The sequence below is a fragment of the Oerskovia enterophila genome, from assembly GCF_044748475.1.
Classification (GTDB): domain Bacteria; phylum Actinomycetota; class Actinomycetes; order Actinomycetales; family Cellulomonadaceae; genus Oerskovia; species Oerskovia enterophila.
Genome location: NZ_JBIVFZ010000006.1, coordinates 200,793 through 212,878 on the forward strand (window position 1 = coordinate 200,793; position 12,086 = coordinate 212,878).

Annotated in this window: 10 protein-coding genes; 6 read left to right on the forward strand and 4 right to left on the reverse strand. The window is 68.5% G+C overall.

Annotated elements, in window-relative coordinates:
* Positions 1 to 3 precede the first annotated feature (3 nt).
* The 5 genes from ACIPWA_RS18420 (at position 4) to ACIPWA_RS18440 (ending at position 5,977) form a co-directional block, all read left to right on the forward strand.
* Positions 4 to 228, forward strand: coding sequence for a hypothetical protein (locus ACIPWA_RS18420; protein WP_400292020.1), 225 nt, complete (start codon positions 4 to 6; stop codon positions 226 to 228).
* 150 nt (positions 229 to 378) lie between these two features.
* On the forward strand, positions 379 to 588 hold the full coding sequence (locus tag ACIPWA_RS18425; protein WP_400292022.1) for a hypothetical protein: 210 nt from the start codon (positions 379 to 381) through the stop codon (positions 586 to 588).
* A complete protein-coding gene (locus ACIPWA_RS18430; protein ID WP_400292024.1) occupies positions 585 to 1,787 on the forward strand; it encodes a hypothetical protein in 1,203 nt (400 codons plus the stop codon). Before ACIPWA_RS18425 ends, ACIPWA_RS18430 begins: the two co-directional genes overlap by 4 nt.
* Before the next feature lie 24 nt (positions 1,788 to 1,811).
* Positions 1,812 to 2,813 (forward strand): hypothetical protein, encoded by a 1,002-nt coding sequence (locus ACIPWA_RS18435; protein ID WP_400292026.1) that lies wholly within the window; start codon positions 1,812 to 1,814, stop codon positions 2,811 to 2,813.
* Between the two features lie 14 nt (positions 2,814 to 2,827).
* Positions 2,828 to 5,977, forward strand: a complete 3,150-nt coding sequence (locus tag ACIPWA_RS18440) for a hypothetical protein (protein ID WP_400292028.1) — start codon at positions 2,828 to 2,830, stop codon at positions 5,975 to 5,977.
* A gap of 437 nt (positions 5,978 to 6,414) precedes the next feature.
* Here ACIPWA_RS18440 and uvrB read toward each other — a convergent pair whose 3' ends face one another.
* Complete coding sequence (gene uvrB, locus ACIPWA_RS18445; RefSeq protein WP_400292030.1) at positions 6,415 to 8,511, reverse strand: excinuclease ABC subunit UvrB; 2,097 nt, start codon at positions 8,509 to 8,511, stop codon at positions 6,415 to 6,417.
* 251 nt (positions 8,512 to 8,762) lie between these two features.
* On the opposite strand from uvrB, the gene ACIPWA_RS18450 reads away from it, so the two are divergent.
* The gene (locus tag ACIPWA_RS18450) at positions 8,763 to 10,166 is read left to right on the forward strand and encodes a choice-of-anchor A family protein (protein ID WP_400292032.1); all 1,404 of its coding nucleotides are present in this window, start codon (positions 8,763 to 8,765) and stop codon (positions 10,164 to 10,166) included.
* A gap of 150 nt (positions 10,167 to 10,316) precedes the next feature.
* Here ACIPWA_RS18450 and ACIPWA_RS18455 read toward each other — a convergent pair whose 3' ends face one another.
* Genes ACIPWA_RS18455 through ACIPWA_RS18465 form a run of 3 tightly spaced genes read right to left on the reverse strand, consistent with a single transcriptional unit; the run spans position 10,317 to position 12,047 of the window.
* The gene (locus ACIPWA_RS18455; protein ID WP_400292034.1) at positions 10,317 to 10,952 is read right to left on the reverse strand and encodes a pyroglutamyl-peptidase I; all 636 of its coding nucleotides are present in this window, start codon (positions 10,950 to 10,952) and stop codon (positions 10,317 to 10,319) included.
* Positions 10,949 to 11,566: a dephospho-CoA kinase gene (gene coaE, locus ACIPWA_RS18460; RefSeq protein ID WP_400292036.1), complete on the reverse strand. Its 618-nt coding sequence runs from the start codon at positions 11,564 to 11,566 to the stop codon at positions 10,949 to 10,951. The genes ACIPWA_RS18455 and coaE overlap by 4 nt, the downstream gene beginning before the upstream one ends.
* 16 nt (positions 11,567 to 11,582) lie before the next feature.
* A complete protein-coding gene (locus ACIPWA_RS18465) occupies positions 11,583 to 12,047 on the reverse strand; it encodes a MarR family winged helix-turn-helix transcriptional regulator (protein WP_056651544.1) in 465 nt (154 codons plus the stop codon).
* Positions 12,048 to 12,086 lie beyond the last annotated feature (39 nt).

Sequence of the window (12,086 nt, forward strand, 5' to 3'; positions counted from 1 at the left end):
CCTGTGCTGACTGACATCCTCTCCCCCGCCGCCCGCAAGGTGGCGTACGCGATCTTCGGCTTCGTCGGCCTCGGCCTGTTCGCAACGCAGGCCGGGTTCGTCGCCGCCGAGGCAGGGCAGCCCGTCGCGCTGACTGTCGCGCTCGCCGTGTACGCGTTCCTCGCGGGCGCCCTCGGCTTCCCGACGGCGCGCTCGAACGTTCCTCCGGCCGACGACGTTTCTCGCTGACCCATGTTCGAGTGCCCGTATTGCACGACGGTGTACACGTCGCAGCGCGCCCGTGAGGCGTGCTGCACCGAGAGCGACTGAAGCAACACCCCCCAAGGAGGCCGGGCCGTCATGGCCCGGCCTTTCGCATACCCCCAAGGAGCCGAACCCGTGAGTCTCGCCACCCTGCTTGAGAACGCCCGGCCCAAGCCGCCCGAGACCAAGCTTGAGCGAATCTTCAAGGCCCTCTCCCCCGAGGACAGTGCCGCACTGGTCGCCGCGATGAAGGATCCCGCGACGCCGAACACGGTGATTGCGAAGGCCCTCACGGACGCCGGGCACCCGATCGGTGCTGAGGCCATCCGCAAGGCGCGCGCATGAGCAGCCTCTCGGAGGCCCTCGCCGCTGCGTCCGCGCCGAAGGACGAGCCCGCGAACAAGGGCATGTTCACGACCAACGCGACCGGTGGCGAGTTCACGAACGTCGAGCTCGACCGCGCCCTGAACGACAACTTCGACCACGTCTTCGAGTTGTTCAAGGCCGACCCGGCGAAGTACGCGATCGTTGAGGACACGGTCCGGTGCTCGACGTGGTCGCAGTCGAAGACCCTCGAGGACGGTAGCCGCGACATCGTCCAGCTCTACTCGTACTCCGCACGGTTCCGCCGGGTCACGCGCGACATGGTGCGCCCCGAAGTCACTGAGGCGTGGCGCAAGGACCTAATGGCCGCCGTGGTGCCCGTTGGGTCGGTTAACGAGCAGGCCACTGGCACCTACGTGATTCCGATCGCGGACCCCCAGTTGGGGAAGAAGGGCACCGAGGAGGCCGTCGCGAACTGGAAGCGCGGCGTCACGAAGCACCTCGAGCAAGCGCGCCGCTTGTCCGTCGCTGGCGTCCACGTTGCGTGGATGGGCGATGAGACCGAGGGCGTGTGCAACAACTACACGAACCAGTCCCACACGATCGAACTGAACCAGTCGCAGCAGCTCGAGCTCGACTTCGACCTGCGCGTGTGGACCCTGAAGCAAGCCCTCGCACTGGGCGTTCCCGTGTCCGCGTCGTCCGTCATCTCCAACCACGGCGAATGGACCAGGAACGGATCCAAGGACCCTGTCACGACGGCGAACGACAACGCGTCAACGCACATCGCCCGCCAAGTGCAGAAGTTGTTCGTCGAGCTCGAGGAGCACGGCGTACCGCACATCGACTGGACGATCGGCGCCGGCCGGCCTGGGGTGACCCTGACGCTGTCGGGGGTGGAGACGTACTTCTCGCACGGGTACATCGAGAAGGGTCGCGGGACGTCTACGGAGACGCGGACGCGGTCCGCGATTGAGCGTCAGATCCTCGGCAACACCGCCGACTTGGGCACGACGAAACTTTGGATCATGGCGCATTACCACCATGCCTACTACCAGGAGTTTGAGGGCCGCACCTTGTTTGGGTGCCCTGCTCTTGAGGCTGAGCGCTCCTCGGAATACATGCTCGATCAGTACGGCGTTTGGTCTCCTGCCGGAATGCTCGGGTTCGTCGTGACGTCGGACAATCCGCGCGGCTGGGCACACAAGAACATCTTCTGATCAACAACTTCATAGGAGGCCGTCGTGGCTCGTATTCAGTATGTCGCCAGGCTCGCTACGGACAAGAACTCTGGTCTGCCCTTGCCGCAGTTGGCGGGGCAGGCCGTCACGATCGTGAAGCGTGGCACGACTACGCCCGTCACGATCACGGAGGACGAGGCCGGGACGATGGTCATTCCGTCGTCCATCCGGACGGTGTCGACGCTGTTGTTCATCCCGAGCTTCTGGGTGAATGAGGCGGATATGCCGGTGTCTGCGTTGGGTGCTGGTGTTGAGGTGCCGTTGGACACGTCTGAGGGCATTGCGAAGCGGCTTGACGTGCTTGAGCCGCAGGTGGCTGCGGCGGTGTCGTCGTCTGCGGCTTCGGCGGCTTCTGCGGAGGCGTCGCGGATTGCGGCAGAGGCTGCTGCTGCGGGTGGTGGTGGCGGTGGGGTGACGGCTCACGGCGCGTTGACTGGTTTGGGGAATGACGACCACACGCAGTATCACAACGATGCTCGGGGTGATGCGCGGTACCCGTTGAAGAGTGCGGTGACGACGGAGATTGGTAATGCGGTCGCGACGTCGTCCGCGGCGGATCGGAACCGTGCGAACCACACGGGGCAGCAGGCTATCTCGACGATCACGAATCTTCAGACGATCCTGGATGGCTTCGGTGGGACGGCCGTGAACTCGGTCAACGGCCTGTCCGGGGTCGTCGTTGTCTCGGTGACGAACCTGGCGGGCACGGGCACTGCTGGACGCGCCGTGATGGGCGCCGAGTCTGAGGCCGCCGGTCGTACGGCGCTGGGTGCTGCGGCTACGTCGCACACGCACACGGCGTCGCAGATCACGGATTCGACGGCTACGGGGCGTGGCCTGTTGACGGCCGCGGATGCGGCTGCGGCTCGTGGCGTGATCGGTGCTGGGACGTCGAGCCTTGAGCTGGGGACGACGGGCACGACTGCTCTGCGTGGGAACGCGATCGTCCTGAACCCCTCCACTCTTACGGGCCTGCCTGTTGGCACGTTCGTCGCCCATACCTGATCGGAGCCTGATTCGTGGCTATCACCAAGATTGGTAACGGCGTCACCGACCGGTTGAGCGGGAACTCTGGGACGACGTTTGACGTCAGCTTCACGGGCCTGGGTGTCGCGGCGGGTGACTATGTGGTCCTGGACATGCTGGTGCACGTCGCGGCTGCGGCTGCTCCGGACGCGACAGGGGCACTGGCGGCGGCGAACGCGACGAACCTGGTCGCGTGGTCGAGCTCGCCTACGGATGCGGTGACGTCGGGCGTGTGGCTGTACAAGGTGCCGTCGTCTCCCCCGGAGACGATCACGGTCACGTTCGGCACTGCGCGCGAGGGCAACCTGCTGTGGTCGATCTGGCGTGGTGCTGATGCGACGACCGCGCTGGATGCCGCGGTGGGCTTGTCGTCGGGTACGGGCGGTTGGGCCGGGTCGGTTGGGAACTCGATCAACGCGCCGTCTGTGACGACGGTGACGGCTGGTGCGCAGATCGTCGCGGGCCTGCACATCGGGTCCGGGTCGGAGGCCGTCACGGCGCCGTCTGGGTCGACTGTCCTGGCGACTGGTGGGCGTCGTCGTGGCGTCATGGTTGATCGTGGCGTGGTGGCGTCCCCGGGTTCGTCTGGGATCGCGACGTTCTCCTACGTCAACGGCTACCGCGGCAGGGCGTGGCAGATTGCTCTGCGTCCGGCTGTGGCTGGTGGGACGCCTGGCGCGATCTCGGGTGTGTCGACGACGTCTCTGACGGATCCGGTCGCACGGTGGACGAAGGGCACGACCCGCGTCGCGTGGCATGACGGCGCGAACTACGGCGCGGTCCTGCCGACGGCTACGGGGCACCGCCTGTTTACGAACCTGAACTCGCCCAGCGCGGGGACGGTTGTGGATTCGCGGTCGGGTTCGCGCCCGACCGTGGTCCAGTCGACCGGGTGGTTGGGCATCCTGCGCGGTCACCCGACTCAGTCGCGGTTCTCGTCGTACAACACGGCGTCCGCGTACGCGGCTCTGGTGACGGATGCCGTCGTGCCGCTCACGCCGGCGAACACCGACCAGTCCCCCATCGCCCTCACCCGCTCCCCGAACGGGTACCTGTGGGCCGCGATGGTCGCAGCGAACAAGGTGACCGTGACCCGATCCACCGACAACGGAGCGACGTGGGGTGCGGCGCAGGACGTCGTGACTGGGTGGTCTCTGTTCCCGACGGGCGTGGTGGCACTGTCTGTGACGGGCGCGACGGTTGTCCTGCTCGCTACGGGCAACGACGGGTCCGGGCGTGCAGCACTCTCGATCCCGCAGGCGTCGGCGTCCTACGCTGCCGCCTCGTGGACGACGGAGACCCTGCCCGCCCTTGCCTCCGGTGCCCTGTCGGACGACCACCTGTCCATGACCGTCGCGCCTGATGGGCGGATCCTCGCAGCCGCGAAGACCACGAACGCCGCCGCGAACATCCAGCTCCTGTACCTGCTCGTCAGGTCGACGGGCGGCACCTGGACCTCGTCCAACATCGAGGTCGGGCCGGACGATGACGGTGGCACGAACCCGGGGTACACGCGCCCCACGATCACCCTCACCTACGACCAGGTGGTGGTGGCGTACGGGTCGATCTACACCCCGCAGTCCCTGTCGTACCGCACCACGAGCCTGGCGTCGCCGGGTACGTGGTCGTCGCGTCAGACGCTGCTCACGGGCCCGAACTACTGGGACTCGGCGCAGACACCTGACGCGGCTGTGGTGCGTGCAGCTCGGGGCAACTTCCCGATCCTGTCGCACCAGGTCTCGGACGGCACCATCGTCCTGTCCTGGATGGCATCCGGCGCACCCGCGGCACCGACCATCGTGTACAAGATCGTCGGCGCACCCACCTCGAGCGGGTACACCGTCGCGGTCAAGAGCACGGGCGCACAGTCGGTCCGCATCAAGTCGGGGTCGACGTTCGGCACGTCGGGTTCGGTGGACGGCGACGGGTGGGCGAAGTCCACCATCACTGGTCTCGCCGCTGCCACGACGGCCGCGTACGACATCGAGGTGACGGAGTCCGACGGGTACGTGACGCCCCTGTTCACGTCAGCCGGCGAGTGCAAGACCCTCCCGACGGCAGGTTCGCAGGCGTCGTTCACGTTCGGCTTCGGGTCCTGTTTCGACTCGCTGAACGGGTCCCTCACGTCCCCCAACACGGGGTCGTTCGGGCGCCTCGACGCACGCAACCCCGACCTGTTCTTCCACTTGGGTGACTGGACGTACGCGGACAACGCGTCCTCGTCGCAGGCGTCGCACCGGGCGGATCTTGAGCAGCCGTTGGGGTACTCGTCGGCGCTCAGGTCTTTGGTGTCGACGACGCCGACCGTGTACGTGAAGTCCGATCATGATGCGGGTGGTGGGAACAACTCGTTCCCTGGGGCGTGGACGTCGGGTAACCGTGCGGCGGCGTTGCAGGTCTTCCCGTACAACACGCGGCCGGACTCGAACGGGCTGTACCACTCGATCGTGGTTGGTCGTGTGAGGTTCATCTTCACGGACACCCGGTACTTCGCGGTGGCCGGGTCGACGCGTCTGGGTGCGACTCAGAAGGCGTGGTTCAAGGCCCAGCTCCAAGAGGCCGAACCCGTGAAGGTGTGGGTGCAGGAAGCCGCGTGGATCGACAACGCGGCGGCCGAGTCTGGTGGCGACAAGTGGCAAGACTTCGCGAGTGAGAAGTCCGAGCTCGGGTCGTTCATCGCCTCGAGCGCGGTCGGCAAGGTCGTCACGATCCACGGCGACCAGCACGCCATCGCAGCGGACAACGGCACCCACAACCCGTGGGGCGCCTTCCCGTCGTTCGCCGCTGCACCGTTCCGTAACTACACGTCGATCAAGACCACGGCGTACACGGATTGGTCGGGCGGGCTCTACCCGAACCCGGTAGGTGCGGAAGCGGCACAGTACGGCATGGTGACCGTCACCGACACTGGGGACGACATCACGTTGGCGTTCAGGGCGTACGACACGTCCAACACGCAGCGGGTGTCGCTCGACGTGGTGGTGGACACGACGCCGCCTGAGTCGTCTGGCCCGAAGGTCATCACCGCGCCCGGGGTGGAGACCGCGGCGTCGTGGTCTGTCATCACGGCGCCTGGTGTTGAAACCCCTGTCGTGTCGTGGGGTGTCATCACTGCACCTGGTGTGGAGACCGCGCTCGTGTGATGTCAGGAGGGTGCCGTTCGTGGCACTCTTCTGACGCGACTTGGCCCCCGTTCTCTTCGGAGGACGGGGGCCAATCTGCGTATGTGGATGTATCAACGCGTATAAACGGACCCGTTAGACATCCCGGCGTGAGGCTTGAGACGGGCGCATCAAGGCTCACTGCACTGCACTGATCATCACTGAACTGTAGTGACGGCTGCACTGACGCGGACGGGGTGAAGTTCGGTCTACGTGCGGGCCACATGTTGAAAACGTCGGTTGATAGGGCTACGTTTTTGGTGTCTGACCAGTGCTTCAACGGGAATACTCCCCTTCAACCGAGCAAGCATAGGCCATCGCAGCCGCGAGTCGCCCACGCCTTCCACAACCGTCATGAGCGGCGGGATCATCCCGCCCCGCGAACCGGCCCGCTCCTGGGGCCGGCACGCGGATCCCCGTCAGGCGGTCGCGGAGTGCATCTGACGCAGCTCCTTCTTGAGACCCGAGATCTCGTCGCGCAGGCGCGCCGCGAGCTCGAACTGGAGCTCGGCGGCCGCCCCGTGCATCTGGTCGCTCAGCTCCTGGATCAGGTCGGCGAGCTCGCCCGCAGCGACCCCGGCGAGCCGGTTGGTGGCCGCACCCGCCTTGGTCCCACCCGGCACGGGGGCCTTCCCCTTGCCCGGCTGGCGGTAGCCACCCGCGAGGAGCTCCTGCGTGTCGATGTCCTCGCGCGCCAGCATGTCCGTGACGTCGGCGATCTTCTTGCGCAGCGGCGTGGGGTCCACGCCGTGCTCGAGGTTGTACGCCACCTGCTTCTCGCGGCGTCGGGTGGTCTCCTCGATCGCCTGCGCCATGGCCGGGGTGATCTTGTCGGCGTACATGTGCACCTGGCCCGAGACGTTGCGGGCCGCGCGCCCGATCGTCTGGATGAGCGACGTCCCCGACCGCAGGAACCCCTCCTTGTCCGCGTCCAGGATCGCGACGAGCGAGACCTCGGGGAGGTCCAGCCCCTCGCGGAGCAGGTTGATGCCGACCAGGACGTCGTACTCGCCCAGGCGGAGCTCGCGGAGCAGCTCGACGCGGCGCAAGGTGTCCACCTCGGAGTGCAGGTAGCGGACGCGCACGTCCCGCTCCAGGAAGTAGTCCGTGAGGTCCTCGGACATCTTCTTGGTGAGCGTCGTGACCAGGACGCGCTCGTTGCGCTCGACCCGTTCACGGATCTCGTGGAGCAGGTCGTCGATCTGACCCGTGGTCGGCTTGACCACGATCTCCGGGTCGACCAGCCCGGTGGGCCGGATGATCTGCTCGACGACCCCGTCCGACATCGAGAGCTCGTACTTGCCCGGCGTCGCCGACAGGTAGACCGTCTGCCCGATCCGTTCGACGAACTCCTCCCAGCGCAACGGCCGGTTGTCCATGGCGCTGGGCAGGCGGAACCCGTGGTCGACGAGGTTGCGCTTGCGCGACATGTCGCCCTCGAACATGGCCCCGATCTGGGGCACGGTCACGTGCGACTCGTCGATCACGAGGAGGAAGTCCTCGGGGAAGTAGTCGAGGAGCGTGTGCGGCGCCGTCCCGGCCTCACGGCCGTCGATGTGCCGCGAGTAGTTCTCGATGCCCGAGCACGACCCGATCTGGCGCATCATCTCGATGTCGTACGTGGTGCGCATGCGCAGACGCTGGGCCTCGAGAAGCTTGTTCTGCCGCTCGAGCTCGGCCAGCCGCTGCTCGAGCTCCGCCTCGATCGAGGTGATGGCCCGCTCCATGCGCTCCGGCCCGGCGACGTAGTGCGTGGCCGGGAAGAGGTTGACGCTCTGCTCGGAGCGCACCACGTCGCCCGTGAGCGGGTGCAGAAGGTGGATGGCCTCGATCTCGTCGCCGAAGAACTCGATACGGATCGCAAGCTCCTCGTAGACCGGGATGATCTCGACCGTGTCCCCCCGGACCCGGAACGTGCCACGCGTGAAGGCCATGTCGTTGCGCGTGTACTGCATGGTGACGAACTGGCGCAGCATCACGTCGCGCTCGACCTGGTCGCCGACGTCGAGACGGACCATGCGGTCGACGTACTCCTGCGGCGTCCCCAGGCCGTAGATGCACGACACCGACGCCACGACCACGACGTCCCTGCGGGTCAGCAACGAGGACGTCGCAGAGTGCCGCAGACGCTCGACCTCGTCGTTGATCGACGAGTCCTTCTCGATGTAGGTGTCCGTCTGCGCGATGTACGCCTCGGGCTGGTAGTAGTCGTAGTACGACACGAAGTACTCGACCGCGTTGTTGGGCAGCAGCTCGCGGAACTCGGTGGCGAGCTGCGCAGCCAGGGTCTTGTTCGGCGCCATGACGAGCGTCGGACGCTGCAGCTCCTCGATCAGCCATGCCGTCGTCGCAGACTTGCCGGTCCCGGTCGCACCGAGCAGCACGACGTCCTTCTCCCCCGCCCGCAGGCGCTCGGAGAGCTCGGCGATGGCTGTCGGCTGGTCGCCCGAGGGTGTGTAGTCGGAGATGACCTCGAAAGGAGCGACGGTGCGCTGAAGATCGGTGACGGGTCGCATGTCTCCACGGTACGGCGAACCACCCACACGGACCTGACGGCTCCGTGCCGTGCCGCGATCCGCGCCGCGACCCGAGGCCGGACTTTCACCCGACAGGGGATTTGGCGTGTCGCAGCAGAGCGCCCTAGGGTGCCCGTAATCCTTGCTATCTCGTGCTATCCCCCGACAAAACGGACGTCGGCGGATTCGTCCGAGCTGGATTCGTACACAGAACTTACTTTCACGTCCTCGACCCCACCCCGGAGACATCGATGTTCCTCAGCACGACGCGCCGGACCCCCCGGCGCACCCTTCTCAGCGCGCTCGCCACGGGCGCACTGGCCACCGGACTGATCGGTGTCGCCGGGATGCCGGCCGCCGTCGCCGCGCCTCTGGCGACGACCCCCTTGTGCACGCCGTCGAGCACCCTCCCGGGAATCACGACCGGTGGCCCCGCCTTCACCGACGAGGGCGTCGCGGTCTTCGTCGGGGGCGACTACGCGGCCCGCGCGGGAGCGGCTGAGTCCGAGGGTGTGCTCCTCGCGGGAGGAACGGTCGACATCGCCACGGGCGGACTGATGAACTTCGGCCGCGCAGGCGGCGGATCGCAGATCGTCCCGCCCGGCGGGAGCGACATGATCGTCGCGGGCGCCGGCGTCTCGGTCTCGAGCGGCCGCATCGACGTCGGGCACGGCATCGCCAAGGGGGGCAACGTCACGGCCACGCGCTCGATCGACGGGACCATGGAGCTCAACGGCGGCGCCCGGAAGCCGAACAGCTCGGCACCCACGCAGAGCGCCAAGGTTACGGGCTCCCTGCTCAGCACGACCTCGGCCGACCTCGCGGCCCTCCCGGCGACGGGTTCGCTCGGGACGAAGGGCGGCTACGCCTCGCTCACGGGCGACGGGACCAGCGCCACGCAGGTCTTCTCCCTGTCGGCCCAGGAGCTGAGGAAGACGAACGGCACGCTCGTCTTCGCGAACGTCGGCACCACGGCTCCGATCGTCGTCAACGTCTCGGGCGGCTCCGTCGACTTCGCGATGGTCCACACCGCGGCAGAGTCGATCGACCAGCGGATCGACACGTTCGCCACCCTGGGGGCGTGGGCGCCCCGCATCCTGTGGAACTTCCCCGACGCCACGTCGCTCGCCCTCTCGGGCAACAGCCAGACCGTCGGATCGATCCTCGCTCCGAAGTCCTCGGTCAAGGTCGTCCAGAGCACCAACACCAACGGCCGGCTCTGGGTCGGCGGTGACCTGACGTTCGGCGGGAACGGCGGCAGCGGGCTCGAGCACCACAACTACCCGTGGATCGGCCTCACGTCGCTCGGGTGCGACCCCGAGCCGCCGACGAACCTCGTGGTGCCCCCGGCACCGGACGAGCCCACGATCCCCGAGGTCCCGGACGCCGAGGAGACGCCGGCCCCCGCACCGTCCGAGAGCGTCCCCTCGGAGGACAAGACCACCACGCCCGCCGAGAAGGTCGCCGCGCCGGGCGAGACCCCCACCTCGGGGACCGCAGGGTCCACCACTCCCCCGGCCGCGACCGCGGCGAAGGAGGAGAGCGGGCTCGCGAGCACGGGTGCGCGCACCGCACTCGTCGTCGCGATCTCCGTCGCGCTCCTCGGCGCCGGTGCCGGCCTCGTCGTGATGGCTCGCCGCCGCGCCACGAGCTGAGCACCGCTCTGCCGATCGGGACCTGACACGCCACGGGCCCCAGGGATCACCCTGGGGCCCGTGGCGTGCCCGTCGGCACCGCGGCTCGACAGCGGACTGCTCGTCGACGCCGGAGCCGTCGAGGTCCGGAACCGCCAGCGTTCAGCGCGCTCAGTGCTCGGCGCCCGCCGAGACACGCACCACGTCGTCGCCCACCCCGAGCGACCCGTCGAGGTCTGCCCGGGCCGTCTCGACGACGACCCGCAGGGCCGTGACGGTCGAGGCCAGCGGCAGGGACTCGCCGTCGGGCACGTGCACGAACCCCGACCGCACCCCCTCCCGACCCGACGTCCCGTGCATGAGCGCAGCGAAGGTCGCGTTGCAGACGTAGGTCCCGGCGGTGCTGGACACCTCCACGGGTATCCCGGCCGCTCGCACCGCGACCAGGCTCGCCTTGAGCGGGAGCCCGGTGAACCAGGCCGCGGGCCCGTCCGCGACGACCGGCTCGTCCACCGGGGCGGAGCCCGCGTTGTCCGGGATCCGTGCGTCGATCACGTTGATCGCGACCCGCTCGAGGCGGACCGCGCTCGTCCCGCCCGCGAGCCCGACCGCGATCACGACCCGGGGCTCGTACTGCTCGATCGCGGCCCGGAGCGCGGGCCACGCCCCGTCGAACGTGCAGGGCAGCTCCACGGCGACCAGTGGCTCGTCGCCGTCCCACGCGTCGCGCAACGCGCTCACGGCCTGCCAGGAAGTGTTGGTCGAGGCGCCGTCGAACGGCTCGAACCCCGAGAGCAGGATCGTCACGCGAGCTCCTCCGCGGTCTCCTGGACGATCCGCTCCCACAGCGCGTCGACCTCGGCCCGCAGCGTCTCGGGCGCTCCGCTGCCGTCGAGCGTCACGTCGGCCGCAGCGAGCCGCTCCCCGTCGGTGGCCTGCGCGGCGATGCGTGCGCGCGCCTCGTCCTCGCTCATGCCGCGGGACTCGACGAGGCGTCGGACGCGGACGTCCTCGGGGGCGACGACCACGGCCACGAGGTGGAAGGACTCGGCCTGACCGGTCTCGACGAGCAGAGGGATCGCGTGCACGACGACGGCGCGGGGGTCGCGCGCGGCCACGAGCGCCTCGCGCTCGGCCGACAGGCGGCGCACCTCGGGGTGCACGATCGCGTTGAGCCGGGCCCGCGCCGCGTCGTCGCTGAAGACGATCGTCCCCAGGCGAGCGCGGTCGAGCGTGCCGTCGGGCGCGAGCACGGTCTCGCCGAACGCATCGACGATCTCGGCGAGGCCCACGGTCCCGGGTGCGACCGCGTCACGCGCGAGCACGTCGGAGTCGATGACGCACGCCCCGAGCTCGGCGAAACGGTCGAGGGCCACGGACTTTCCTGCTGCGATCCCGCCGGTCAGGCCTACGCGAAACATGGGTCCATCCTGCCAGTCATGGCCGGTGCGCACGCCCTGAGACCTGGTCCGCCTCACCGGCCACCGCGCGGAGCAGGCGCAGCAGCTCGTGCCGGTCGTCCTCGCCCAGGCGGGCCAGGAGGGTCCCTGCGCTGGTCTCGCGCTCGGCAGCGACCTGCGCGAGCGTCTGACGGCCCGCCTCGGTGAGCTCGACGAGCGTGGCACGACGGTCGGTCGGGTCGGGGAGCCTGCGTACGAGGCCGGCCGCCTCGGCGTCGTCGACCTTGGACGTCACGGAGCGCGGGGCGACGTCGAGCATGCCCGCGAGGGCGCTGGGGCGCTGGGGTCCGTCGCTGTGCGCGAGCGCGCGCAGCATGCGGAACTGCCCCGGGGTCGTCCGGGCGCGCCCCAGCCGCTCTCCTGCCTCGCGGCGCACGCTGCGCATCGCGGCGTGCAGGAGGGTGAGGAACTCGGCGTTCTCGGCGTCGAAGTCTGTCGTCACAGGCACGAGACTAGCCGTCGTGCGACATATTGTGAACCA